Here is a 25,028-nt window from a genome sequence, read left to right on the forward strand (position 1 = left end):
GCCGTCACTCGAACCCTCGGCGGCCTTGCAAACCGCCGGTGTGGACGAAGATCAAACGGGTGCCTGGGGCAAACCCTCCGGCCTCGACCCGTGCTCTAAGCAACATCAAGGCTTTGCCGGTGTACAACGGCTCCAGTTCGATGGCCGCCGTGCTGTCGATGAACGCGGTGAGTTCAGCATCGACCCGGGCGAAACCGCCACGGCTGCCGTCGAACAATTCATAAAGTGGACTGCAAAGCCCCGCCTCCCCCACGATGCGTTCGACTTGCTGCGCCACGCCATGGTCCTGGGGCACCGCCAGCACGCCATAGACCGGGCGCTGTCCCGCTTCGGCCAGCACCAGCCCGGCCAACGACGTACCGGTGCCGCAGGCCAGCCACCAACCGTGAAAATCCGCCCATCCCAACGTCGCCAGTTGTTCACGGACACTGGCTGCCCATACCTGGCAGCCTTGTGCGCCGGGTAATCCTGAACCGCCCTCGGGCACCGGATGCAAATGTGGATAGCGGATCTGCCACGGCGCCCAGAAACCCGGCGCGTGTCGCTCTCGGTACCCGCCATACCCCAACCAGTGCAGGTCCATGCCAAACGCTTTCAGGTCGCGCACCGTCGGCGTGTCCTGGGGCTGACCACGCAACAGCCCCGCCGTGGGAAACCCGAAGCGCTTGCCCGCCGCCGCCAACGCATGCAAATGGTTGGAATAGGCCCCGCCCAGGCTCATGACCCCCTCGGCACCGGCCTCATGGGCGGCGCGCAAATGATGGACCAGCTTGAACCACTTGTTGCCGCTGATCAGTGGATCGATCCGGTCCAGGCGCAACACCGCCACCTCAACACCGGCACGGGCGAGCCAGTCCAGGTGAAGGGGTTCGAGTCGGGGTTGGGGATGCCAATCGAGGGCGGGAAGCAGCATGGCAGCAGGCCCGAGGGGAAACAGGCCGGCATCTTAACAGCTTGGCAGCGGGTGATTTCAGGTTCACCACATCCCCTGTGGGAGCGAGCTTGCTCGCGATGGCGGTTAGTCAGCAGCATGAATGTTGACTGACCTGCGGCTATCGCGAGCAAGCTCGCTCCCACAAGGGTTTTCCTGGGGCGCTGCCTTACAACTGCGCCGCCAACCGCGAACCCTGGTTGATCGCCCGCTTGGCGTCCAGTTCCGCCGCCACGTCGGCACCGCCGATCAGATGAACCTTCTGCCCCGCCGCCTCCAGGCCTTCCTGCAATTCACGCAGCGGATCCTGGCCGGCGCAGATCACGATGTTGTCCACGGCCAGCACTTGCGGCTCACCGGTTTCGCCGATGCGAATGTGCAGGCCCTCGTCGTCGATCTTCAGGTATTCGACGCTGTTGAGCATCTGCACCTGCTTGTTCTTCAGGCCCGTGCGGTGAATCCAGCCGGTGGTCTTGCCCAGGCCGTCACCGACCTTGGATGTCTTGCGTTGCAGCAGGAACACCTGGCGCGCCGGCGCATGAGGTTCGGCCTTGATCCCGGCCACGCCGCCGCGAGCCTCGAGGTGGGTGTCGATGCCCCACTCCTTCCAGAACGCCTCGCGGTCCTGGCTGGTGGCAACGCCTTGATGAACCAGGAACTCCGACACGTCGAAGCCGATACCGCCGGCACCGATCACCGCGACACTGCGGCCCACCGGCTTGCGCTCGAGGATCACGTCCAGGTAGCTCAACACCTTGGCATGCTCCACGCCAGGAATCGCCGGCACGCGCGGTGCGATGCCGGTGGCGAGGATGATCTCGTCATAACCGCCAGCCACCAATTGCGCCACATCCACCCGGGTGTCGAGGCACAGCTCGACATGGCTGGTCTGCAATTTGCGCTTGAAGTAGCGCAGGGTTTCGAAAAACTCTTCCTTGCCCGGCACGCGCTTGGCAATGTTGAACTGACCACCGATTTCACTGGCCGAATCGAACAGCGTCACCTGGTGCCCACGCTCGGCCGCCACCGTGGCAGCGGACAACCCGGCCGGGCCGGCACCGACCACGGCGATTTTCTTCACCTGGGTCACCGGCAGGTAGTTCAGCTCGGTTTCGTGGCAGGCCCGCGGGTTGACCAGGCAACTGGTGAGCTTGCCGCCAAAGGTGTGGTCCAGGCACGCCTGGTTGCAGCCGATGCAGGTGTTGATTTCATCGCCGCGACCGGCAGCGGCCTTGTTGACGAACTCCGGATCGGCCAGGAACGGCCGGGCCATGGAGACCATGTCGGCATCGCCTTCGGCCAGGATCTGCTCGGCCACTTCCGGGGTGTTGATGCGGTTGGTGGTGATCAGCGGGATGCTGACCGAACCACGCAGCTTGGCCGTGACCTTGCTGAACGCGGCGCGCGGAACCTTGGTGGCGATGGTGGGAATTCGCGCTTCGTGCCAACCGATACCGGTGTTGATAATCGTCGCGCCAGCCTGCTCGATGGCCTTGGCCAACTGGACGATTTCGTCCCAGGAACTGCCACCTTCCACCAGATCGAGCATCGACAGGCGAAAGATGATGATGAAATTCGGGCCTACCGCCTCGCGCACTCGACGGACGATTTCCACCGGCAGGCGCATGCGGTTTTCATAGCTGCCGCCCCAACGGTCGGTACGGTGGTTGGTGTGGGCCGCCAGGAACTGGTTAATGAAATAACCTTCCGAGCCCATGATCTCGACGCCGTCGTATTCGGCCTTCTGGGCCAGTACCGAGCAGGTGACGAAATCGCTGATCTGTTTCTCGATACCCTCCTCGTCCAGCTCCTTGGGCTTGAATGGGTTGATCGGTGCCTGGATCGCGCTCGGTGCCACCTGCTTGGGGCTGTAGGCGTAGCGCCCGGCATGGAGAATCTGCATGCAGATCTTGCCACCGGCCTCGTGTACGGCCCGGGTAACGATCTGGTGCTTGAGCGCTTCTTCTTCGGTGGTCAGCTTGGCCGCGCCGGAGTAGACACCACCCTCGTCGTTCGGTCCGATCCCGCCGGTGACCATCAGACCCACGCCGCCCCGGGCGCGCTCGGCAAAATACGCCGCCATACGCTCGAAGCCGCCGGGTTTCTCTTCCAGGCCGGTGTGCATCGAGCCCATCAGGGTACGGTTGCGCAAGGTGGTGAAACCCAGGTCCAGCGGGGCCAGCAGATGCGGGTAATGAGAGGCGGTCATCGGTAACTCCACAACGGGCGATCACGGGGAAAAGCGCAAGCTCTGCGGCCTGCGTCTGTCATGACCCACAGCGTAAGAGTCGGGATGCGGGCACTCAATGACCGTAACTGACAACTTAATGATCCAAATGTGCAGGGTGCCGATCAGTCGTGCGTGACTCTCGGCGGGGTGAGCCAGTCCTATCAACGCTGGCCCAGGTGCTGAAACCAAAAATAACCCTAATAACATGGTGCTCATTGCATGCATCCCCAACGAAAAATGCTGCACAACGAGTTGCACGCCCGCCCGTCGCTGTATTTCGACGAGCCGGCCCACGTCTTCCACCTGGCGTTTCTTGGCGACAATGCCCAGTGCAACGCGTTGCTCGAACGACTGTGCCCTGAAACCGTCGCAGCAGAGGCCGCACAAGGCATCACCCGCCTTGAAGGACATCCGCTCAAGTGGGAGCGCCACGCCGAGTTCTTCACCCTGACCCTGGTTGTTCCCGCCAGCACCAATGAACTGCACTGGACAACGCTGCCCGAATGCCTTGCCCAGGGTATCGAAGGCCATTCCCAGCACCTCATCAATGCGGTTCAGGTGGTGGTGCGCGCCGAAGCCGGTCTCGACCTGTCCAGCTACGGTTTCAAGGACCCTTGCGGCTCTTGCGTGGGCGGTGGCGATGCGGTGGTCTGGAGCGATTTTCGCCTGACCGAGGATGGCACCAATCGCCTGCTGTTCATCAACCGACGGCTCAACGCTTATCGCCAGGGCCGCATGATCCGGCGCCTGCTGGAAATCGAGACCTATCGCATGATGGCGTCCTTGTCGCTCAATACCGCCAAGGCACTGGACCCGCAACTGAACGAATTCGATCGCACCCTGGTGAGCCTGTCCGAACGCAACGCCAATGCCAGCGGCGTGCATGCCAAGGCCCTGCTGGAGGACATCGCCCTGCTGTCTCGCCAGGTCGTCAGTAGCACGGTCAAGAATCGCCACCGTTTCAGCGCCACCCGCGCCTACGCCCAACTGGTGTTCGAGCGCCTGGGGGAGTTGCGCGAAAGTCACCTGGGCGATTGCCAGCGGCTGGGCGTGTTCATCGAACGGCGTTTCAAACCCACGGTGCGTTATTGCGCAGCCACCGAACAGCGCCTTGAACAACTGGCCATGAGCGTCGCCAACCTGGGTGACCTGCTGCAAGCCCGCGTACAAGTCGAGATGGAAGACCAGAACGCCGAGATCCTGCGCAGCCTCAATGCGCGTGCCGATGCACAGATCAAGATCCAGCGCGCGGTGGAAGGTCTGTCGATCATTGCCATCACCTACTACCTGATCAACCTGTTCAAACTGGTCTATAGCGGGCTGCACACCTTGGGCGCAAACCTCTCGGCCCGCGAAGCGCTGGTGGGCATGACGCCACCGGTGCTGCTGATCATGTTGCTGATTCTGATCCGGATCCGGAAAGCCAAAAGTCACTAGCGCGCCTTGCCAGCGTAGAGGGTGTCCCAAGATTCCTGGACACCCTCTGTGTGTGCTTACCGTGCGTACAAATCAGCGCCCGCCCTTCGCTAATCCCTTGTTTTACCGTACCCTGCCCCGTAGCTCTTGATGAAAAATCACGAACCTGCACACGGCCGCTGACTGTTCCCCCATGCGCAAATTTCTGTACCTGCTGTTTTCCTTGGCCTTGATTGCCGCCCTGATCACCTACGCACTGTGGACGACGGATCGTCCGGCGGGTCATTACCTGTCAGACCTGCGCATCAGCCTGGCGGTCGACCAGGGCACGCCCGCCGACCGCGGCAACCTGCTGGGCATCCAACCCGAACTGTTCCCCACCGACTACCAGAGCCCCGAGCGCCTGCATCGCAAACTGGCGGCCTATCTGCAGACGGCTCGCGACCAGGGCTTCCTCAATGCCAAGACCGTGGTGGTCCTGCCCGAGCACATCGGCACCTGGCTGATGGTCGGCGGCGAAAAAGACGAGTTGTACCAGGCCACCAGCCTGAAGGACGCCATGAACTGGCTGGCGGTCAGCAATCCGCTGGCGTTTATCCAGGCATTGGTCAGCGCTCAAGGCGATAGCCGACTGGACGATGCCTACCTGCGCATGAAAGCCGAGCGCATGGCCCATGACTATCAAGCACTGTTCGGTGGGCTGGCCAAGGAGTTCGGTATCACCCTGGTGGCCGGCTCCATCGTGCTTCCCGAGCCCAGTGTCAGCGACGGTGAACTGAAGATCGGTCGCGGTGCGCTGTACAACAGCAGCCTGGTGTTCGGCAGCGATGGCCGGCCGATCGGCCAGCCACAACGCCAACGACATCCAGTGTTTGAACAGCGCGACGTGCTTGGGGCCGACCGACCGACCGCTGTCCAAGTCATCGACACCCCAGCCGGGCGCCTGGGCGTGCTGATCGGCAGCGACAGTTGGTATCCGCTCCACTACCGGCAACTCAACGACCAGGGCGCGCAACTGATTGCCGTGCCCGCCTTCATCACCGGTCGCGATACGTGGGAAAAACCCTGGAGCGGTTATAAAGGCCTGTCCACGCCGAGCGAGGTGAGCCTCAAGCCCGGTGAAGTGAGCGAGGGCCAAGCCTGGCATCGCCTGACACTGACCGGCCAACTGCCCATCAGCCAGGCCCGGGCCGGCGTCAGCGTGTTCCTGCGGGGCCAGTTCTGGGACAGCGGCAGTGCCGGCCAGAGTTTCATCAGCCACGACGGCCAACACTTCTCCGATGGCAACGCCCGTGGCGCCCGCCTGCTGAACCTGTGGTTGTGAACATGAAACCGCGGCCGATGCGCCTGGGCGACCTGTCAGTGGGCTTCGTCCATAGCCTGGCTGACGCCGTCGCCAGCCATGGGCAAGACCCTCAACCTTTGCTCGAACAGTACGGTCTCGATGCCGCGCGCCTGGCCGAGCCCGGGGCAAGGCTGTCGATCCCACGCTACATGCGCCTGGGCCACGCCGCGATTCAACAGACCCAGGACCCGGCCTTGGGCCTGCGCATGGGCCAACTCGGCCGTCTGAGCCAGGCCGGACTCGCGGGCGTCACCGCGGCCCAGGCGCCAACCGTGCGCGAGGCCGCCCGCTGCATGATCCGCTTCGAGCCGCTGTATGGCTCCAACTATCGCGGCCAATCGAGTTTCCATGAAGATGCCCGAGGCGCTTGGCTACGGTTCTATTCCATCAGCCCGTATAACGCCTACAACCGCTTTGTCGTGGACTCGATCATTGCCGGCTGGCTTGCGCAACTGTCCAGCGTCAGCGGCATCGCGCTGCGGCCAGAACGCATCGAAATCGAATTCGAGGAGCCGGCATACCTGGAGGCCTACCGCACGCTCGGTGACTGCCCGATCCAATTTGGCGCCGAACAGAATCAACTGCGCCTGGGCCTGGACAGCCTCGCCCAGCGCAACCCACAGCATTGCCCCAGCACCTGGCACCATCTGCTTCAGTTGTGTGAACGGGAACTGGAACAACTGACCCGCACCCGCAGCCTGCGCGAGCGCATCATCCAACTGCTGGGACCGTTGCTCAACGGCGGCCGGGAACCCGACCTGGAAGAAGTGGCGGCCCGCCTGAAGCTGCCGACCTGGACCCTGCGTCGCAAGCTGGCCGAGGAAGGCACGCAGTTTCGCGCCATCCTCAACGACACCCGCCGCGACCTGGCCATGACCTACATACGCGATACCGAACTGGCGTTCGGCGAAATCGCTTATCTATTGGGATTCGCCTCAGCCGAGGCATTTCAACGAGCCTTCAAGCGCTGGAACAACCAGACGCCCGGAGAGTTTCGTCGTAGTCACCGAGGGGTTTGAGCTTCAAGAACCTGGCTTGGCGCTTACCACTTGTAGCGTGTAGCGATCCTCACAACTCCGTCGCATCTTCGGCGGGTTCCAACGGGTCCAGTTCATACGCCTGGTATTCCAGCAGCTCTTCCTGATAATCATCCATTACGTGTCCTTCCCCTGTCATTGAAACCAATGCCTGATGGCGCTGGCATCAGCATAAAGCTGCTTTATGAACAAAACATGAAGCAAAGGCTTCATGAATTAAACGTAGCACAGGGTCGGGAAATTACCGTGTGAAGTGTGACAGGGCATTACTCCCTGCCACTGGACCTCAGGATGCCGGAAGCGGCTGGATCGGCTCGGTCGGGGCCGGCAACGAACTGGACGGTGGTGGTGTAACGGTTTCCGTCGTCGGCGCAGACTCGAACGACTCGGGCGCAATCGGTGCAGGCTCGCTCGGCGGTGCGACGGGCTCCGACACCGTAGGAGCTGTTTCGACAGGGGCCGGCGCGGGCGCGGGGGCGACAGGCTCCGGTGCAGGCGCTGGAGCAGGCATCAGGGCGGCCGGTTCGACCTTGGTTTCCGGAATGCCCAGTTCAGCTTTCGGTTTCTCGGCGTTATCGGCCGCTTTCTTCGCCTCGGGAGGCAGGAACAGCTCCACCAGGGCAAAGAAGCGCTCATAGAACTTGGCCGCCGACACGGTTTCACTGGCGACCTTGACCATCGAATCATCCGAGGAGCCGATCGGCATCGACACCGAACCCAGCACGCCCACACCCAGGCTGGCGGAGTTGTTGGTTTTCTTCAGGGCATAACGGTCCTGCAAGGCGTTGGCGAACATGGTCGCACGGTGTCCGGCACCGCCGTCCTCGGCACAGACCAGGTTGAAACTGATTTCCATGTGAGTGTCGCCGGTCTGCTGGAAACTCTTGTGACCGCTGACCAGCTTCGGATCGCTGCTGGTGATGATGTAGCCCTGGCTGAGCAACGCCCGACGCCCGGCCTCGCAGGTCGCCGCGTCGTTAACCGGATACGTGCGCGAGAACGTGCCGGAGTCATCGAAGTTCTCGTGCTCGTAAATGGCGGCTTTCTTCGACGAGCAACCGGCTGCGGCGGCCAGCACCAGTGCAAGCCCGACGGTGCGCATGGGAAATGATTTGAACATTGAACATCCTGAGAAAAACGGTCCGGGGCGTATTGTGCAACAGAACGCGACCTGGCAGCGTGGCTAATCTTGTTTCAAGGGGGTTACAAGTTTACTGGGGGTTGTTTGCAGGAAAAAGACGCCAAGCGGATAGATCGACGAACACCCGCCCCGAGCAACAAGCAGACACAAAAAAATCCGGGATTTAGCTTAATCCTGTTCAGTTGCGCCGTTAATGAAGATTTTGATATCACGTTCAGAGCGGCGTAGTTCAGTGTGTATATCCATTTCTGCGGTAATGGATCTACTCACAAAACCCAAGCCAAAAAAAACGACGCTCCCCATTTCTGAAGAATCGCCGTTTTTTCTAACTGAACAGCATCACAACCAGGTTTGAAAAAGCATCAAGCAATTAGAAACGCTTGATCTCCGCCTGGCTCTCCAACTGCTTGCGATACGCCGCAAAGTCCTGCTGACCAACACGGGACGCGAGGTAGCGGCGATATTCCGCCTTCTCTTCGTCAGTCGGTGCCGCCGCTTCGTTCACGCCATTCAAACGCACGACCATCAGGCTGCCATCAGGCAAGGTCACGCTGGTGAACGTCGGCTTGTCCTTGGACTCAGGCTTGGGCATGCGGAACAATGCTTGCAGCACCGCCGGGTCGATGCCTTCCTGGTTGCGGGTTGCCGCCTGGGTGGCTTTCCAGCCTTGGCCGTCGACCGGCTTGTCCAGTGCAACCTTGCCATCGCGCAGGCTGGCGATCAGCTCGTCGGCGCGGGTCTTGGCTGCCGCGCTGGCGTGTTCCTTGGTCAATTGAGCACGAATCGGCCCTGCCACGCTTTCCAGCGGCAGTTGCTCAGGCTTGCGGTGCTCCTTGGCACGCAGCACCACGACGGTTTCCGGGTCCAGCTCGATGGCGGTGCTGTTGGCCCCCTCATTCAGCACTTCCGGACTGAACGCAGCAGTAACTACGGCACGATTGGCCGCAATCCCTTCGCCGCCTTCACGACCGAACGGGGCCGATGTGTGGACGGTCAGCTTCAGGTCCTGGGCGGGTTGCGCCAGGTCGGACGCTTCGAACGAGGCATCCTCCAGTTGCTTGGTCGCCTCAACGAAACGCTGCTCCACCTGTTGAGTCTTCAGCTCGCGGGTCAGCTTGTCCTTGAGGCTGGCAAACGTAGGCACTTCAGGCGCTTCGACACCCAGCAGCTTGATCAGGTGCAGACCGAAATCGGTGCGTACCGGTGCCGAGACCTGGTCCTTCTTCAAGGCGTACAAGGCCTTTTCAAATTCCGGATCGTAGACACCAGGACCGGCGTAGCCCAGATCGCCGCCATTGTTAGCCGAACCCGGGTCCTGGGAAAACTCCTTCGCCAACGCTTCAAACGACTCGCCTTTGGCCAGGCGAGCCTGGATCTCTTCGATCTTCGCCTTGGCCTGGGCTTCGGTCACCTTGTCGTTCACTTCGATCAGGATGTGCGCAGCCCGACGCTGTTCGGACAGGTTGGCGATTTCTTTCTGATAGGCCGCCTGCAAGTCTTCGTCCTTGACGCTGACCTGATCGAAGAAAGAGGCCTTCTTCAGTTCGAGGTAATCGATGACCACCTGGTCAGGCGTCATGAATTCCTTGGCGTGCTGGTCGTAGTAAGCCTTGACCTCATCATCGGTCAGCTTGACGGAGGCAGGATCAGCCTTGATGTTCAAGGTGGCGAAATCACGCGTCTGTTTTTCCAGGCGTGCAAATGCCAGCACTTGGGCATCGGTGACGAAACCGCTGCCTGCCAGGCCGGCGCGCAGCTGACCGATCAGCATTTCCTGAGCCAGCATCTGGCGGAACTGCATACGGCTGTAACCCAGCTGGCGGATCACCTGATCGAAACGCTCGGGGCTGAATTTGCCATCAACCTGGAACTCAGGCGTCTGCAGGATCACTTGATCAAGCGCAGCTTCGGAGAAAGCGAATTTCGCATCGTGTGCGCCTTGCAACAACAACTTGCGGTCGATCAGGCCCTTGAGCGCCGAATCACGCAGCATTTTTTCGTCCAGCAGGGAGGCGTCGAAATCCTTGCCCAGCTGTTGCATGAGCTGACGGCGTTGCATATCGACCGCCTGGCTCAGCTCGTTCTGGCTGATGTTTTCGCCGTTGACCTTGGCCGCTTCGTTGCTGTTGGTAGTGGCTTTGAAAATGGCATCGAAACCGGTCAACGCCATCAATGCGACGATGACCCCGATGATGGTCTTGGCAATCCAGCCTTGTGAATTGTCCCTGATATTCTGCAGCATGCGTCCCCCAGAAACGGTTGAACTTCAAATTTAGGCAACCGTGGAGCGTGGGTAGAATCCGGATAGAAGAAAGGCGCATCCGAGGATGCGCCTTCTCGTAACTGGCGGAGCGGACCGGGCTCTAACCTTCAAGCCCTGGTGTGCCAGACCGGTTGCAACCGGCCGTGTTACCGCTCCGCTGCCAAGCCAGGCATGACCCCGACCCGGATAAACTCAACGAAACCTTAGTTAACGGCTTCTTTCAGTGCTTTACCAGCTTTGAAGCCTGGCTTTTTGGCAGCAGCGATTTCCAGCGTCTTACCGGTCTGCGGGTTGCGACCGATACGAGCAGGACGATCGGTCACGGAGAAGGTACCGAAACCAACCAGAACAACGGAGTCGCCAGCCTTCAGAGCGCCAGTGACGGATTCGATTACAGCGTCCAGCGCACGGCCAGCAGCAGCTTTCGGGATATCAGCGGATGCAGCGATAGCATCAATCAGTTCCGACTTGTTCACTCTAAGTCCCCTTATATCTATTTGAGATGATTCTAAGTTTTTTTGGTGAAAGCAAAACGAGTGCTGAATGGCCTGCAGACACTTAAGAGCCGCTTTATAACAAGGGCTCTAAAAAACTGTCAAGGAAGCCCCCCAGGCAAATGCGTATTAATGCGTGCTAATTCTTTCCTTAGAGTCAGACTCTCGCTTTTCTTCCTTCGCGACAATCTCCGGAGCCACATCCGGCAAGGGCTCCGGCGCGTATTGCAGCGCAATTTGCAGGACCTCGTCAATCCATTTAACGGGTTTGATCTGAAGATCTTGCTTGATGTTGTCAGGAATTTCCTTCAGGTCGCGGACATTCTCTTCGGGAATGATCACGATCTTGATCCCACCACGGTGTGCCGCCAGCAGTTTTTCCTTCAGGCCGCCAATCGCCAGGACCTGGCCGCGCAGCGTGATTTCACCCGTCATGGCGACGTCGGCACGCACCGGGATACCGGTCAATGCCGAGACCAGGGCCGTGCACATGCCTACACCAGCGCTTGGGCCGTCCTTGGGCGTAGCCCCTTCAGGCATGTGGATATGCGTGTCGCGCTTCTCATGGAAGTCCAGGGGAATGCCCAGGCTCCGGGCGCGGCTGCGAACCACCGTCAGCGCAGCGGTGATCGATTCGACCATCACGTCGCCCAGGGAACCGGTCTTGATCAGTTGCCCCTTGCCCGGCACCACGGCCGCTTCGATGGTCAGCAACTCACCACCGACCTGGGTCCAGGCCAGGCCAGTCACCTGGCCGATCTGATCCTGTTGCTCGGCGAGGCCGTAGCGGAACTTGCGTACGCCCAGGAAGTGCTCCAGCAGGTCCGCAGTGACTTTGACCGCGAAGCGTTTTTCCAGCGCATGTTCCTTGACCGCCTTGCGGCAGACCTTGGCAATCTGCCGTTCCAGGCCACGTACACCGGCTTCGCGGGTGTAGTAGCGGATGATGTCGCGAATCGCTTCCTCGTCGAATTCCAGCTCGCCTTTTTTCAGGCCGTTGGCCTGGATCTGCTTGGGCGAAAGGTATTTCACGGCGATGTTGATCTTCTCGTCCTCGGTGTAGCCCGGAAGACGAATCACCTCCATCCGGTCCAGCAACGCCGGCGGAATATTCATGGAGTTGGAGGTGCAGAGGAACATCACATCCGACAGGTCGTAGTCGACCTCCAGGTAGTGATCGTTGAAGTTGTGATTCTGCTCAGGATCGAGGACTTCGAGCAACGCAGAGGCGGGATCGCCGCGCATGTCGCTACCCATCTTGTCGATTTCGTCCAAAAGGAACAGCGGATTGCGCACGCCGACCTTTGTCATCTTTTGAATCAATCTTCCTGGCATCGAACCGATGTAGGTACGGCGATGCCCCCGAATTTCCGCCTCATCGCGCACGCCGCCAAGAGCCATGCGTACGAATTTGCGGTTGGTCGCGTGGGCAATCGACTCCGCAAGGGAGGTTTTACCGACCCCAGGAGGACCGACCAGGCACAGGACCGGGCCACGAATCTTCTTCACGCGCTTCTGCACGGCGAGGTATTCAAGGATACGCTCCTTGACCTCTTCCAGGCCGTAATGGTCGGCGTCGAGGATGTCTTCGGCACGCGCCAGGTCCAGACGCACCTTGCTCTGGGCTTTCCACGGCACCTGGACCAACCAGTCGATGTAGGAGCGCACTACGGTGGCCTCAGCAGACATCGGCGACATTTGCTTGAGCTTGTTCAGCTCAGCCTGGGCCTTGGCCAGTGCATCCTTGGGCAAGCCGGCGGCATCGATGCGCTTTTTCAGCTCTTCGATTTCGTTGTGGCCTTCGTCACCATCGCCCAGCTCTTTCTGAATGGCCTTCATCTGCTCATTCAGGTAGTACTCGCGCTGGCTGCGCTCCATCTGTTTCTTGACGCGACCGCGAATGCGCTTCTCGACCTGCAACAGATCGATTTCGCCGTCGAGCAGTGCCAGCACGTGTTCGACACGGGCCGACAAATCAATGATTTCGAGAATTTCCTGCTTCTGCTCGATCTTGAGGGCCATATGGGCCGCCATCGTATCGACCAGTCGCCCAGGCTCATCGATGCTGTTAAGCGACGACAGGACCTCTGCAGGCACCTTCTTGCCCAGTTGCACGTATTGTTCGAACTGCGACAGCAGGCTGCGGACAAACACCTCTGACTCACGCTCGGGCGCATCGACCTCTTCGATCAGCGACACCTCGGCCCGGCAATGGCCGTCCACTTCGCTGAAACGCTCGATAGCACCGCGCTGCTCGCCTTCGACCAGGACCTTGACGGTGCCGTCGGGCAGCTTGAGCAATTGCAGAACCGTTGCAATCGTACCTACGCGATACAGTGCGTCTTCGCCGGGATCATCATCGGCCGGGTTTCTCTGAGCCAGCAAAAGAATCTGCTTGTCACCCGCCATCGCAGCCTCAAGGGCTTCGATGGACTTCTCGCGCCCCACGAACAGCGGGATAACCATGTGCGGATACACCACGACATCGCGCAATGGCAGGAGAGGCAATTCGATGGTTGTCTTCATGATTTCGCCTCTACGGCGGCCCTCGGGCCGGAAACAGATGGAAGTAAGCTTGAAACCAAGATGGGGGCAGCCTTGAAAAAAAACAAGCGCTAAGACACGTCTAAAACGCGCAAAAAGCAAAGGGGCCCGAAGGCCCCTCCTTTGTTCCGGCAGCCGAACGCTTAAGCGTCCGGTGCGGCCTTGGCAGCCGGCTCACTGTTTTCATAGATATACAGTGGCTTGGACTTGCCTTCTATGACGCTTTCATCGATCACGACTTTACTCACCTCGGACTGCGAGGGGATCTCGTACATCGTGTCGAGCAATACGCCTTCGAGAATCGAGCGCAATCCACGGGCACCGGTCTTACGCTCCAGGGCACGTTTTGCGACCGATTTCAGCGCGTCGGAACGGAATTCCAGGTCTACACCTTCCATTTCGAACAACTTGGCATACTGCTTGGTCAGGGCGTTCTTCGGCTCGGTCAGGATCTGCATCAACGCCGCTTCATCCAACTCGTCCAGCGTCGCCAGGACCGGCAGACGACCGACGAATTCCGGGATCAGACCGAACTTGACCAAATCGTCAGGCTCGACTTCACGCAGGGATTCACCGACTTTCTTGCCTTCTTCCTTGCTGCGCACTTCGGCGTTGAAACCAATGCCACCACGGGTGGAACGGTTTTGAATAACCTTTTCCAGGCCGGAGAACGCACCACCGCAGATGAACAGGATGTTACGGGTGTCGACTTGCAGGAATTCCTGCTGCGGATGCTTGCGACCACCTTGGGGTGGAACGGAAGCGACCGTACCTTCGATCAACTTGAGCAAGGCCTGCTGCACGCCCTCACCGGAAACATCCCGGGTGATGGACGGGTTGTCGGACTTGCGGGAAATCTTGTCGATTTCATCGATGTAGACAATGCCCATCTGGGCCTTTTCCACATCGTAGTCGCACTTCTGCAACAACTTCTGAATGATGTTCTCGACATCCTCACCCACATAACCCGCCTCAGTGAGGGTGGTTGCGTCGGCGATGGTGAACGGAACGTTCAGCAAGCGGGCCAGGGTTTCGGCAAGCAGGGTCTTACCCGAGCCTGTCGGGCCGATCAGCAGGATGTTGCTCTTGCCGAGTTCGACGTCGTCATTCTTCTTGTCACGTTGGTTCAGGCGCTTGTAGTGGTTGTACACCGCTACGGCCAGTACCTTTTTCGCACGTTCCTGACCAATCACATACTGATCAAGGATGCCGCTGATTTCTTTAGGCGAAGGCAATTTATGCGCGCTGCTCTCGGCCTGGGCTTCCTGCACCTCCTCGCGGATGATGTCATTGCACAGGTCGACGCACTCGTCGCAAATGAAGACCGAGGGGCCGGCAATCAATTTGCGCACTTCATGCTGGCTTTTGCCACAGAAGGAGCAATAAAGCAGTTTGCCGTTGTCCTCGCCGTTGCGGGTGTCAGTCATTCGATCGATCCAAATCCGATAGGCTTGCAACACAAGATGAAGGCAATTGCGGGCTTTTTCAAGCCCGCAGGTGATCGGACCTGCCGATCAACCTCATTTTGAGCTGCTTATTTTTTAAGCGGGGCGCTGGTTGATCACTTCATCGATCAGACCATATTCACGTGCGGCTTCAGCGCTCATGAAATTGTCGCGGTTGGTATCGCGCTCGATTTCTTCTAGCGTGCGCCCGCTGTGCTTGGCCATCAAGGTATTGAGGCGCTCGCGAATGAAGAGGATTTCCTTGGCATGGATTTCAATATCCGATGCCTGGCCCTGGAAACCGCCCAGCGGCTGGTGAATCATCACGCGCGAGTTCGGCAGGCAGTAACGCTTGCCATGGGCACCAGCTGTCAGCAAAAACGCACCCATGCTGCAAGCCTGACCGATACAGGTCGTCGAAACGTTAGGCTTGATGAACTGCATGGTGTCGTAGATCGACATGCCCGCCGTCACCGAACCGCCAGGGGAGTTGATATAGAGATGGATATCCTTGTCCGGGTTTTCGGCTTCAAGGAACAACAGTTGCGCACAGATCAGGTTGGCCATGTAGTCCTCTACCGGGCCCACCAGAAAGATGACGCGTTCCTTGAGCAGACGCGAGTAGATGTCATAGGCACGTTCGCCGCGGGCGGACTGCTCGATAACCATCGGGACCAGGCCGCCTGCGGCCTGGATGTCAGAGCTCTGCTGATAAAAAGAATTGCGGGACATGTCTCGCAGTCACTCCCAAATAGTTATGTCTTGAATACGCATAAGCCAGCACGAAGGCTGGCTTATGGGTGTTTATTTCTTACCGCAGAACCATCAATCGGCTTGTGGAGCTTCCACCGGCTTGACCGCTTCTTCGTAAGAGACCGCTTTATCGGTCACGCTAGCTTTCTGCAGAACAGTATCCACAACTTGTTCTTCCAGCACAACCGAACGGACTTCGTTCAGTTGCTGGTCGTTCTTGTAGTACCAGGACACGACTTGCTCAGGCTCTTGATAGGCCGAGGCCATTTCCTGGATCAGCTCGCGAACGCGGGCTTCGTCAGGCTTGAGTTCGAACTGCTTGACCACTTCGGCGACGATCAGGCCCAGCACGACGCGGCGCTTGGCTTGCTCTTCGAACAGTTCGGCAGGCAGTTGGTCCGGCTTGATGTTGCCACCGAACTGCTGAACAGCCTGCACGCGCAGACGGTTCACTTCGTTGTCCAGCAGGGCCTTTGGCACTTCGATCGGGTTGGAGGCCAGCAGACCGTCCATGACCTGGTTCTTGACCTTGGACTTGATGGCCTGGCGCAGCTCACGCTCCATGTTCTTGCGAACTTCGGTGCGGAAACCTTCCAGACCGGTTTCCTTGATGCCGAACTGGGCGAAGAACTCTTCGTTCAGCTCAGGCAGTTTCGGCTCGGAAACAGTGTTGACGGTCACGGTGAACTCGGCGGCTTTGCCAGCCAGGTCCAGGTTCTGGTAGTCCTCAGGGAAGGTCACGTTCAGAACGCGCTCTTCACCGGCCTTGGCGCCAACCAGGCCGTCTTCGAAGCCAGGAATCATGCGGCCGGAACCCAGCACCAGCTGGGTAGCCTTGGCGGAACCGCCCGCGAACACTTCACCGTCGACCTTGCCGACGAAATCGATGTTCAGTTGATCTTCGTTCTGGGCAGCACGCTCAGTCACTTCGAAACGGGTGTTCTGCTTGCGCAGGATGTCCAGCATCTTGTCCAGGTCGGCATCCGACACGTCAGCGCTCAGGCGCTCGACGGCGATGGATTCGAAACCGGCAACCGTGAACTCAGGGAACACTTCGAACGTGGCGACGAATTCCAGGTCCTTGCCTTTTTCCAGCACTTTAGGCTCGACGGACGGAGCGCCGGCCGGGTTCAGCTTCTGCTCGACGACCGCTTCGTAGAACGAAGACTGGATCACGTCGCCCACGGCTTCCTGACGCGCATCAGCTTCGTAACGCTGACGGATCACGCTCATTGGCACTTTGCCTGGGCGGAAACCTGGGATTTTGGCCTTTTGGGCAGTCTGCTGCAGACGCTTGTTGACCTGAGTCTCGATGCGCTCAGCCGGCACGGTGATGCTCATGCGGCGCTCAAGAGCAGAAGTATTTTCAACAGAAACTTGCATGGATATTCCTCGTTGCACAGACGTTGGCCGGGCGTTTCCGACCCCAGAATCAAGGGCATGCATTCTAGTAGGTCAAACTCAAGAAGTCACCCTACTGAAAACGCGCTGGAAACAGGCGCCGGATTTAGGACAGGGCAAACGGTCATGCCCCACCCGGATTGCAAATACAGTCGATTCAGTCCAAGGCTCTGCGCCAACGCTTCTATATATAGAAGGGGCTTGTCCGGTCGCGCAGCGCCCCGCCCCACAAGGAGACCAACGGGCATACCGCGCATCATCACGAAACACATTCACGAAGAACCGACCGCTGCGCGCAGCTCCAAAAACCGTACCGACGCCAAACACAGAACCACTGAAAACAAAAACGGCGCAGCCCTTTTCAGGTACTGCGCCGTTTTCTGCTATTTAAATAGCGACTTGTATGGTGCGGACGGAGAGACTCGAACTCTCACACCTTGCGGCGCTGGAACCTAAATCCAGTGTGTCTACCAATTCCACCACATCCGCGTATCAAGCTTTTAAAGCAAAGGCGCCAGATTGTTAGATCTGGCGCCTTTCTAGAATATGGGGTGGACGATGGGGATCGAACCCACGACAACGGGAGTCACAATCCCGTGCTCTACCAACTGAGCTACGCCCACCATATTGCCTTGTTGCCTTACTTGTGCCAAAGCTGCCTAATTGGCGCACCCGGCAGGACTCGAACCTGCGACCATCCGCTTAGAAGGCGGATGCTCTATCCAGCTGAGCTACGGGCGCCTTTTTAATCTGTATTCTTGGACGATTACAAACTAAGTGCTTTCAGTTTTACCGAGTTGAAACAACCAACTCCGCTCCACCTTCTTAACCAGTGCTAGGCTGTGCCCGACAAGTGCGACGAATGTTATAGACGGCCTGATAGGTCGTCAACTCTTTTTTGAAAAAAATTCATTTAATTAAAGGGGTTAGGGGAATTTGCAGACCAAGCGCCTTTGCCCCCACGCCCCGGCATGCGAGAATGCGTTCTCTTTTTTTCCCCTCTCGATGGTTAACCACGCGCAATGACTGCACAACTTATCGACGGCAAATCGATCGCCGCCAGCCTGCGCCAGCAGATCGCCCAACGAGTCACCGAGCGCCGCCAGCAAGGCCTGCGTACGCCCGGCCTTGCGGTGATCCTGGTCGGCAGCGATCCTGCCTCTCAGGTTTATGTCTCGCACAAGCGTAAAGACTGTGAAGAGGTCGGCTTCCTTTCCCAGGCCTACGACCTGCCTTCCGAAACCACCCAGCAAGCGTTGGCCGATCTGATCGATCGCCTGAACGATGACCCGAACATCGACGGCGTTCTGCTCCAGCTGCCGCTGCCTGAACACCTCGACGCCTCCAAGCTGTTGGAGCGTATCCGCCCGGACAAAGACGTCGATGGCTTCCATCCTTATAACGTCGGTCGCCTGGCCCAGCGCATTCCGTTGCTTCGCCCCTGCACCCCTAAAGGCATCATGACGCTGCTGGAAAGCACTGGCGTGGACCTGTATGGCCTCGACGCCGTAGTGGTGGGTGCGTCCAACATCGTTGGTCGTCCAATGGCCATGGAGCTGCTGCTGGCCGGCTGCACCGTGACCGTGACCCATCGTTTCACCAAGGATCTGGCTGGCCATGTCGGCCGCGCGGACCTGGTGGTGGTGGCTGCCGGCAAACCCGGCCTGGTAAAGGGCGAGTGGATCAAGGAAGGCGCCATCGTCATCGACGTGGGCATCAATCGCCAGGAAGATGGCAAGCTGGTGGGCGACGTGGTCTATGAGACCGCCCTGCCCCGCGCCGGCTGGATCACGCCGGTACCTGGCGGCGTAGGCCCGATGACCCGCGCCTGCCTGCTGGAAAACACGTTGTACGCGGCTGAAACGCTGCACAGCTGATACGCGTCCACAAACCTGTGGGAGCGAGCTTGCTTGCGATAGCGATGGACCGGCCAACATCCAGTTGACTGACACGTCGCTATCGCGAGCAAGCTTGCTCCCACAGGTGTTTCTGGCGACCGGACTTTAGCCGCCAAATTACGAATTTTTCAGATTCGTTTCGCCAAAATCCCCCTCATGAAACTTTATTTATTCACAAGCCCTGGCGATACAGGCATATAGCGCTGCTGTCGCCCATACTCCTAAAATGCGACGTTTTTTTTAAAAGTCGTTGCTCAACGGCACCTTCAACTCTATCGAGTCTACTCGCGTGAAAATCCGTCTTTCCATCATCAGCCTATTCATCGCTTTCACAGGCAGCTTTATCACGCAAAATGTCGTTGCACAGGAAACCATCGCGGCCCCCCGGGACACGACCAAGCTGCAAGTCGCCTCGGGCAGCGCGATGTTGCTGGACCTGCAGACGGATAAAGTCGTTTATTCGAGCAACCCGGACGTGGTGGTACCCATCGCGTCGGTGACCAAGTTGATGACCGGCCTGATCGTGCTGGATGCCAAACAGAACCTCGATGAGTACATCTCCATCACCATTGCCAACACCCCAGAGATGAAGGGCGTGTTTTCCCGAGTCAAACTCAACAGCGAGCTGTCGCGCCGGGACGTGCTGCTGATCGCCCTGATGTCTTCGGAAAACCGCGCCGCCGCCAGCCTCGCCCACCACTATCCAGGTGGCTATGCGGCGTTCATTGCCGCCATGAACGCCAAGGCGAAGGCGCTGGGCATGACCAGCACCCATTACGTCGAACCGACGGGCCTGTCGATCCACAACGTCTCGACCGCCAGGGACCTGACCAAGCTGCTGATCGCCGCTCGCAAGTATCCATTGCTGAGCGAACTGAGCACCACCAAGGAAAAGACCGTTACCTTCCGCAAGCCTGTGTATAGCCTGGGCTTTCGCAACACCGACCACTTGATCCACAAGGCCAACTGGGATATCCAGTTGACCAAGACCGGTTTCACCAACGAGGCCGGCCACTGCCTGGTGCTGGTGACGAAGATGGGCAATCGCCCGATGGCACTGGTGATCCTCGATGCATTCGGCAAGTTCACGCACTTCGCCGATGCCAGCCGGATTCGTAGCTGGGTCGAGACCGGAAAAAGCACCGACGTGCCGTCAGTGGCCCTGCAATACAAGGCTGCCAAGAATCTCAAGAGCCGCCAGAGTGGTGTGGTGGAAGCCTCCCAATAATCCGCGGCACACAGAAAAGCCCCGACTCGTCGTAATGCTGTTCACTTAGAAAAAGCGGCGCTTCTTTCAGAAATGGGGAGCGCCGTTTTTTTGTTTTATTGCTTTGGTGTGTATATCCGTTACCTAAATAACGGATATACACACCAACCCACGCCTCTCGGAACAGATAATGCCTAGGCCTTCAGGTCACCCAGCGGATCATAGGGCTTGGGCTTGGGCTTACGCCCATCCTTCTTGTCCAGAGGCGCCTTGGCCGGCCCTACCGGATCAACCTGGGGGTCCTCAAGGTCCGGCGAATCCGGATCGAACCCCAGGTCATCACCACTGGAATGCTCTGACGAATGTGGCCCCGTAGGTGTTTTCGACTGTGCCATGCGTGCCTCCTCCAATCACGGGTCGGAAAATGCCCAACCCTGACGATAAGAGCCTCAGGCCTGCCAGGTTGTGCCCGGCAAGTGACGAACGGGGTGAACGATCAATGCGCCGCTTCCAAGGTCTTGGTGGCCCGCGCCGCCGCTTGCTCCTGCCCTGCCCCGCCCAATTCGGCCGCCGCTTTGAGCCACCGCTGCGAGTCGACATTGGCCGGAAGCTGCGTAGGTCGCTGGACCAGCACCGCCCAGCCGCCTGCGCTCTTGAAGGCCGATTCGAAGGCACTGAAGCTCATCAACTGCCGTCGGTTCATGCCTGAGCGCAGCAATACCGTCTGCTTCTGACGGTTGTAGCCAGCGAGAATCCCGTACCGAGGCTCGGCCCAGAACGCCGAACCGTCGACATAGCGCACCAGCACCGGATAGCCTGCCGCGACCTGTTCCAACAACGCCGGCAGCTTGGCGTCGAGGGGATACACCAGCAGCCCGTATTCGCGCGCCAGGGTTTGCATATTCTGCTGCAAACCGGCTTCGCCACCCGGCAGGTGCAACGGTTTCTCCAGCAGCCCCGGCGTGATCACCGTGCCTTGCAACGTCAGCAGGGCAGCCAGGGACTGCGGGGCGCCCTGGTACATTTCGCCGCGAAAGAACGGCACGCTGTTGAGCTCCACCCGTTCGGGCAGGCGCTGGATCTGCGGCGACACACTGCCCGCACACCCCACCAGGGCAACGAGGCAGGACAGCGTCAGTACCAGTGATCGAAAAGATGAAATGACCGGCGACATGATGACTCTCTTGTTCAGGCACCCGGCATCCGGGCCAGGCTTGGGTCGACGATCATAAGGCGCGCACAGCCCTGGGTATAGCCATAACGGCAGTTTTACGAGCGCGATAGAACGAACCGATCCGTGCCCGACCGCCACGGATCGATTACCTGCAACACTTGAGCGACTAGACTGTCCATGTATTAGGTGCGTGATCCCGGACTGGGGATAAAAGGAGGCACAGATGAGCCTGACCACGACAATTCTGATGCTGATATTCGGCTGGCTGAGCGTAGCCACGGCCATGCTGTGGGGCGTGCTTCGGATCACCCGGCGCCATCATCACGCGCCACCTGCGCAATCGGAAAAAACCACAAAATCCGCGCGACGCCACGCCACCGCACACTGAGCATTCGCTTTTCAAACCCTCAAAAAAAACCACCCGGGCCTCGACCCGGGTGGCTTCTGTTTGCGTGGCATCAGGCGTTGTCGGCCAACGCCCTTTCCCTGGCCCGACGGGACAACATGTTCAACACTTCGATCGCCGCCGAGAACGCCATGGCCGCGTAGATATAACCCTTGGGCACATGGGCACCGAAGCCTTCGGCGATCAGCGTCATGCCGATCATGATCAGGAAGCCCAGGGCCAGCATCACCACCGTCGGGTTGTCATTGATGAACTTGGCCAGCGGTTCGGCTGCCAGCAGCATCACCAGTACCGACACAACGACCGCGATGATCATGATCGGCAAATGCTCGGTCATGCCCACAGCCGTGATGATGCTGTCGATGGAGAACACCAGGTCCAACATCAGGATCTGACCAATCGCTGCAGCAAAGCCCAGGGTCACGCCGGACGTGGCCGACTTGGGATCATCCGGTGCCGGGTCCATGCTGTGGTGGATTTCAGTAGTCGCTTTCCACAGCAGGAACAGACCACCGGCAATCAGGATCATGTCTTTCCAGGAGAACGCCTGACCCAGGATTTCGATGACCGGTTCGGTCAACTGCACAATGAAGGCAATGGTGCTCAACAAGCCCAGGCGCAGGATCAGCGCCATGCCGATACCGATCCGCCGTGCCTTGGCACGGTGCTGGGCGGGCAGCTTGTTGGTCAGAATCGAAATGAAGATCAGGTTATCGATGCCGAGCACGATTTCCATGACCACCAGAGTTGCCAGGGCGATCCACGCGGTGGGGCTGGCGGCGAGCTGCAGAAGATAATCCATGGGTCAGTCCTGACTGATGTGACGTGTTAGATGGTTTTGGTCGGGGTTTGTGTTTCGTCAGCTTCGTCGGCCGGCTTCTTCTTCGGGCTGATCAACCCGCCGGTGGCTTCGCTGATCGCCTGTTCGGCGGCCTTGTGGGTGTCATCGATGGCCTGCTTGGCGGTTTGCGCAGCCTGTCCCATCAGTTGCTGGGCACTTTTTTCAGCCTGTTCACAGCCCGCCAATGTCATTGCAGACATCGTCAACAAGGCTGCAAGTCCCAGGGATTTGTATGTCATGAAATAAATGCCTCTTGAGAGAATAGAAGGTGCACGAAAATGGCCCGCCAATGGCCAGGCATTCTAGAGACGCGAACACTTCAGGAAAATTCGTATTTTCAGCGGTTATACTTCGGTTTTTACGAATCCGCGTGAACCCATGCTCAATTACCGACAATTGCATTACTTCTGGGTGGTGGCGAAAACCGGCAGCATCGTGCGCGCCTGCGAGCAGTTGAACCTGACCCCTCAGACCATCAGCGGGCAGATTTCCCTGTTCGAGCAGACCTATAACATCAAGCTGTTTCGCCGCGTCGGACGGCAGCTGGAACTGACCGAGGCCGGCCGCCAGACCTTGCCCTACGCCGAACACATGTTCCAGTTGGGCGGTGAGCTGGAATTGATGCTGCGCGCCCAGCCCAACGAGCAGCAAACCCTGTTTCGGGTCGGGGTGGCGGATGTGGTGCCCAAATCCATCGTCTACCGGCTGCTCGCGCCGACCATGGAGTTGAGTGAGCCGCTACGCATCACCTGTCGCGAGGACAAGCTCGAACGGCTGCTGGCGGACCTGGCGATCCAGCGTCTGGACCTGGTGATTTCCGACAGCCCGATGCCGACCCACCTGGACATCAAGGGCTACAGCCAGAAACTGGGGGAATGCGGGATCAGCTTTTTCGCCACCGCCGCGCTGGCCGAACGCTACGGGCGGGATTTCCCCCACGGCCTGCATGACGCTCCGTTGCTGATTCCCGGACCGGAAACCGTGGTGCGCAGCCGCTTGCAACGCTGGTTCGCCGAGCAACAGATCCAGCCGCGCATCGTCGGCGAGTTCGACGACAGCGCATTGATGCAGGCCTTCGGCCAATCAGGCAGCGGGATTTTCATCGGCCCGAGCGTGATCGCCGAAGAGGTCAAGCGCCAGTACGGCGTAGAAGTGATCGGCCAGACCGACGCGGTGAGCGAATCCTTCTACGCCATTTCCGTGGAGCGCAAGGTCAGCCACCCCGGCATCGTCGCGATTGCCGAAGGCGCGCGTCGCGAGTTGTTCAGCGCTTAGCAGGCGACACGAGGTTTAAAGGTCATCAGCAGCAACGCCAGCAGGATCGATACGAAGATGAACCCGGCCGCCGCAAACCCGACACTGCCCAGGCCCAGGGTATCAATGACCCGGCCACCAACCATCGCCCCCAGGCCAATCCCCAGGTTGGCCCCGGCGATGTTCAACGATGCGGCAAAGGCCGGGGCCTGCGGGGCCGCCTTCATCAGCCGCACATGGCTGACCAGGAACAAGGCCGCCTGGGTCACGCCCCAGATGCCCATCGCCGCCGCCAGCGCCAGGGGTGAATGAATGCTCGGCACCAACGCCACCATGCCGCCGATCAGGAACAGGCAGAAGACCATCGATGCGATCAACGGATGCCGGTCCACCGCCCGACCGCCCAGGGAATTGCCCAGCAGCCCGACGGCGCCGAAGCCCATCAGGCACCAGCCCACCAGGGTGCCATCGAACCCGGCGAGGCGTTCGAGGATATCCGCCAGATAGGTGTAGGCGGTGAACATGCCACTGAACACCAGGATCGACAACAGCACATGCCCTTGCATCAACGGGCTGCGCAGGATCTTGAATTGCGAACGAAAGCTCACCTGATGCTGGTGCAGATTGGTTTTCGGCAAGTAGATAAACAGCAGCAACGCCTTGGCGAAGGCGATGACCGCCAGGATCGCGAACGCACTGCGCCAGCCAAACGCATCGGAAATCAACGTGCCCACGGGAATGCCGAACACCGTGGCACAGACGATGCCAAAGCCGATCCGGGCGATGGCCCGCCCGGCCAACTGTGGCCCGACAATGTCCACCGCCGTTTCACTGGCCAGCGCCCAGAACACCGGCAGGCCCAGGGCCGGAATCAACCGGGCAACGGCCATCACCCAGATGTTGGGGGCGACTGCGGCGAGCATGTTGGCCAGGCCGAACATCACCAGCACACTGATAAACAACTTGCGCCGTTCAAAACGGGCGAACCAGGCCGTCAGGAATGGCCCGAACGCCGCCACCGTAAACGCGAACAACGTCACCAGCAGCCCGGCCTGGGGGATGCTGACCTGCAAGTCGCGGGCGATAGAGGGCAACAGGCCAACGATGACGAATTCCGTGGTCAGCACCGTAAAACCGGCGGCCGACAACAGAAAAATGGGTAACAACATGCAGAACTCCAGCGAAACGACGACACCAGCGTCAGCCCGTGGGCTCGCTGGCGGATATAGAAAGGTGATGAAGGCAAAG

21 protein-coding genes and 3 tRNA genes are annotated in these 25,028 nt (G+C 59.3%); 7 read left to right on the forward strand and 17 right to left on the reverse strand.

From position 1 onward, the window contains the following. Positions 1-4: 4 nt before the first annotated feature. On the reverse strand, positions 5-913 hold the full coding sequence (locus F7R20_RS04420) for a 1-aminocyclopropane-1-carboxylate deaminase/D-cysteine desulfhydrase (RefSeq protein ID WP_003199948.1): 909 nt from the start codon (positions 911-913) through the stop codon (positions 5-7). A 187-nt stretch (positions 914-1,100) separates the two neighbouring features. After that, complete coding sequence (locus F7R20_RS04425; RefSeq protein WP_003199946.1) at positions 1,101-3,140, reverse strand: oxidoreductase; 2,040 nt, start codon at positions 3,138-3,140, stop codon at positions 1,101-1,103. Positions 3,141-3,380: 240 nt separating this feature from the next. On the opposite strand from F7R20_RS04425, the gene F7R20_RS04430 reads away from it, so the two are divergent. From F7R20_RS04430 to F7R20_RS04440, 3 genes are all read left to right on the forward strand, one after another. Then, complete coding sequence (locus F7R20_RS04430) at positions 3,381-4,598, forward strand: DUF3422 domain-containing protein (RefSeq protein WP_003199942.1); 1,218 nt, start codon at positions 3,381-3,383, stop codon at positions 4,596-4,598. 172 nt (positions 4,599-4,770) lie between these two features. Continuing rightward, positions 4,771-5,901 (forward strand): carbon-nitrogen hydrolase family protein, encoded by a 1,131-nt coding sequence (locus F7R20_RS04435; RefSeq protein WP_003199939.1) that lies wholly within the window; start codon positions 4,771-4,773, stop codon positions 5,899-5,901. 2 nt (positions 5,902-5,903) lie between these two features. Next, entirely contained in the window at positions 5,904-6,941 is a 1,038-nt protein-coding gene (locus F7R20_RS04440) for an AraC family transcriptional regulator (RefSeq protein ID WP_003199937.1), read from the forward strand. A gap of 304 nt (positions 6,942-7,245) precedes the next feature. Here the strand turns inward: F7R20_RS04440 and F7R20_RS04445 are convergent, their stop codons facing one another. The 10 genes from F7R20_RS04445 to F7R20_RS04490 form a co-directional block, all read right to left on the reverse strand. Next, positions 7,246-8,079 carry a DUF2242 domain-containing protein gene (locus F7R20_RS04445; protein ID WP_003199930.1) on the reverse strand — a complete coding sequence of 278 codons (834 nt, stop codon included), beginning with the start codon at positions 8,077-8,079 and terminating at the stop codon, positions 7,246-7,248. A 391-nt stretch (positions 8,080-8,470) separates the two neighbouring features. After that, complete coding sequence (locus F7R20_RS04450; RefSeq protein ID WP_081352420.1) at positions 8,471-10,342, reverse strand: SurA N-terminal domain-containing protein; 1,872 nt, start codon at positions 10,340-10,342, stop codon at positions 8,471-8,473. A 224-nt stretch (positions 10,343-10,566) separates the two neighbouring features. Then, on the reverse strand, positions 10,567-10,839 hold the full coding sequence (locus F7R20_RS04455; RefSeq protein WP_002552737.1) for an HU family DNA-binding protein: 273 nt from the start codon (positions 10,837-10,839) through the stop codon (positions 10,567-10,569). A 147-nt stretch (positions 10,840-10,986) separates the two neighbouring features. Further along, positions 10,987-13,383 carry an endopeptidase La gene (lon, locus tag F7R20_RS04460; protein ID WP_003199864.1) on the reverse strand — a complete coding sequence of 799 codons (2,397 nt, stop codon included), beginning with the start codon at positions 13,381-13,383 and terminating at the stop codon, positions 10,987-10,989. A 161-nt stretch (positions 13,384-13,544) separates the two neighbouring features. Beyond that, positions 13,545-14,828, reverse strand: a complete 1,284-nt coding sequence (gene clpX / locus F7R20_RS04465) for an ATP-dependent Clp protease ATP-binding subunit ClpX (protein WP_003183176.1) — start codon at positions 14,826-14,828, stop codon at positions 13,545-13,547. Between the two features lie 114 nt (positions 14,829-14,942). Next, positions 14,943-15,578, reverse strand: coding sequence for an ATP-dependent Clp endopeptidase proteolytic subunit ClpP (clpP, locus tag F7R20_RS04470; protein WP_003199862.1), 636 nt, complete (start codon positions 15,576-15,578; stop codon positions 14,943-14,945). Positions 15,579-15,671: 93 nt separating this feature from the next. Continuing rightward, positions 15,672-16,982 (reverse strand): trigger factor, encoded by a 1,311-nt coding sequence (gene tig, locus F7R20_RS04475; protein WP_003199860.1) that lies wholly within the window; start codon positions 16,980-16,982, stop codon positions 15,672-15,674. Positions 16,983-17,404: 422 nt separating this feature from the next. Continuing rightward, positions 17,405-17,489, reverse strand: a tRNA-Leu gene (locus F7R20_RS04480). A 58-nt stretch (positions 17,490-17,547) separates the two neighbouring features. Then, positions 17,548-17,623, reverse strand: a tRNA-His gene (locus F7R20_RS04485). A 41-nt stretch (positions 17,624-17,664) separates the two neighbouring features. Continuing rightward, positions 17,665-17,741 (reverse strand) — tRNA-Arg (locus F7R20_RS04490). 281 nt (positions 17,742-18,022) lie between these two features. On the opposite strand from F7R20_RS04490, the gene folD reads away from it, so the two are divergent. Together folD and pbpG are read left to right on the forward strand one after the other, a co-directional pair. Further along, positions 18,023-18,877, forward strand: coding sequence for a bifunctional methylenetetrahydrofolate dehydrogenase/methenyltetrahydrofolate cyclohydrolase FolD (folD, locus tag F7R20_RS04495; protein WP_003199858.1), 855 nt, complete (start codon positions 18,023-18,025; stop codon positions 18,875-18,877). A gap of 310 nt (positions 18,878-19,187) precedes the next feature. Continuing rightward, complete coding sequence (pbpG, locus tag F7R20_RS04500; protein ID WP_003199856.1) at positions 19,188-20,126, forward strand: D-alanyl-D-alanine endopeptidase; 939 nt, start codon at positions 19,188-19,190, stop codon at positions 20,124-20,126. A gap of 173 nt (positions 20,127-20,299) precedes the next feature. On the opposite strand, the gene F7R20_RS04505 is transcribed toward pbpG, so the two are convergent. Then, positions 20,300-20,500 (reverse strand): DUF6021 family protein, encoded by a 201-nt coding sequence (locus tag F7R20_RS04505; RefSeq protein WP_003199854.1) that lies wholly within the window; start codon positions 20,498-20,500, stop codon positions 20,300-20,302. Positions 20,501-20,601: 101 nt separating this feature from the next. Then, positions 20,602-21,279: a hypothetical protein gene (locus F7R20_RS04510; RefSeq protein WP_003199853.1), complete on the reverse strand. Its 678-nt coding sequence runs from the start codon at positions 21,277-21,279 to the stop codon at positions 20,602-20,604. Between the two features lie 223 nt (positions 21,280-21,502). On the opposite strand from F7R20_RS04510, the gene F7R20_RS31585 reads away from it, so the two are divergent. After that, the gene (locus F7R20_RS31585; RefSeq protein WP_003199851.1) at positions 21,503-21,667 is read left to right on the forward strand and encodes a hypothetical protein; all 165 of its coding nucleotides are present in this window, start codon (positions 21,503-21,505) and stop codon (positions 21,665-21,667) included. Positions 21,668-21,737: 70 nt separating this feature from the next. Here the strand turns inward: F7R20_RS31585 and F7R20_RS04515 are convergent, their stop codons facing one another. Next, positions 21,738-22,487, reverse strand: coding sequence for a TerC family protein (locus tag F7R20_RS04515; protein WP_003199850.1), 750 nt, complete (start codon positions 22,485-22,487; stop codon positions 21,738-21,740). Positions 22,488-22,513: 26 nt separating this feature from the next. Then, positions 22,514-22,765, reverse strand: a complete 252-nt coding sequence (locus tag F7R20_RS04520; protein ID WP_003199848.1) for a hypothetical protein — start codon at positions 22,763-22,765, stop codon at positions 22,514-22,516. Between the two features lie 139 nt (positions 22,766-22,904). On the opposite strand from F7R20_RS04520, the gene nhaR reads away from it, so the two are divergent. Next, positions 22,905-23,801 (forward strand): transcriptional activator NhaR, encoded by an 897-nt coding sequence (nhaR, locus tag F7R20_RS04525; RefSeq protein ID WP_003199846.1) that lies wholly within the window; start codon positions 22,905-22,907, stop codon positions 23,799-23,801. On the opposite strand, the gene F7R20_RS04530 is transcribed toward nhaR, so the two are convergent. After that, on the reverse strand, positions 23,798-24,949 hold the full coding sequence (locus F7R20_RS04530) for an MFS transporter (protein WP_003199844.1): 1,152 nt from the start codon (positions 24,947-24,949) through the stop codon (positions 23,798-23,800). The two genes, nhaR and F7R20_RS04530, sit on opposite strands and share 4 nt — an antisense overlap. Positions 24,950-25,028: the final 79 nt, after the last annotated feature.

Origin of the sequence: Pseudomonas brassicacearum subsp. brassicacearum (genome assembly GCF_008801605.1) — a bacterium.
Classification (GTDB): Bacteria; Pseudomonadota; Gammaproteobacteria; order Pseudomonadales; family Pseudomonadaceae; genus Aquipseudomonas; species Aquipseudomonas brassicacearum.

Bases quoted from the DNA above. Each gene is read 5' to 3' on its own strand.
- F7R20_RS04420 (WP_003199948.1), bottom strand. From the start codon at position 913: ATGCTGCTTCCCGCCCTCGATTGGCATCCCCAACCCCGACTCGAACCC.
- F7R20_RS04425 (WP_003199946.1), bottom strand. From the start codon at position 3,140: ATGACCGCCTCTCATTACCCGCATCTGCTGGCCCCGCTGGACCTGGGT.
- F7R20_RS04430 (WP_003199942.1), top strand. From the start codon at position 3,381: ATGCATCCCCAACGAAAAATGCTGCACAACGAGTTGCACGCCCGCCCG.
- F7R20_RS04435 (WP_003199939.1), top strand. From the start codon at position 4,771: ATGCGCAAATTTCTGTACCTGCTGTTTTCCTTGGCCTTGATTGCCGCC.
- F7R20_RS04440 (WP_003199937.1), top strand. From the start codon at position 5,904: ATGAAACCGCGGCCGATGCGCCTGGGCGACCTGTCAGTGGGCTTCGTC.
- F7R20_RS04445 (WP_003199930.1), bottom strand. From the start codon at position 8,079: ATGTTCAAATCATTTCCCATGCGCACCGTCGGGCTTGCACTGGTGCTG.
- F7R20_RS04450 (WP_081352420.1), bottom strand. From the start codon at position 10,342: ATGCTGCAGAATATCAGGGACAATTCACAAGGCTGGATTGCCAAGACC.
- lon (WP_003199864.1), bottom strand. From the start codon at position 13,383: ATGAAGACAACCATCGAATTGCCTCTCCTGCCATTGCGCGATGTCGTG.
- clpX (WP_003183176.1), bottom strand. From the start codon at position 14,828: ATGACTGACACCCGCAACGGCGAGGACAACGGCAAACTGCTTTATTGC.
- clpP (WP_003199862.1), bottom strand. From the start codon at position 15,578: ATGTCCCGCAATTCTTTTTATCAGCAGAGCTCTGACATCCAGGCCGCA.
- tig (WP_003199860.1), bottom strand. From the start codon at position 16,982: ATGCAAGTTTCTGTTGAAAATACTTCTGCTCTTGAGCGCCGCATGAGC.
- folD (WP_003199858.1), top strand. From the start codon at position 18,023: ATGACTGCACAACTTATCGACGGCAAATCGATCGCCGCCAGCCTGCGC.
- F7R20_RS04505 (WP_003199854.1), bottom strand. From the start codon at position 20,500: ATGGCACAGTCGAAAACACCTACGGGGCCACATTCGTCAGAGCATTCC.
- F7R20_RS04510 (WP_003199853.1), bottom strand. From the start codon at position 21,279: ATGTCGCCGGTCATTTCATCTTTTCGATCACTGGTACTGACGCTGTCC.
- F7R20_RS31585 (WP_003199851.1), top strand. From the start codon at position 21,503: ATGAGCCTGACCACGACAATTCTGATGCTGATATTCGGCTGGCTGAGC.
- F7R20_RS04515 (WP_003199850.1), bottom strand. From the start codon at position 22,487: ATGGATTATCTTCTGCAGCTCGCCGCCAGCCCCACCGCGTGGATCGCC.
- F7R20_RS04520 (WP_003199848.1), bottom strand. From the start codon at position 22,765: ATGACATACAAATCCCTGGGACTTGCAGCCTTGTTGACGATGTCTGCA.
- nhaR (WP_003199846.1), top strand. From the start codon at position 22,905: ATGCTCAATTACCGACAATTGCATTACTTCTGGGTGGTGGCGAAAACC.
- F7R20_RS04530 (WP_003199844.1), bottom strand. From the start codon at position 24,949: ATGTTGTTACCCATTTTTCTGTTGTCGGCCGCCGGTTTTACGGTGCTG.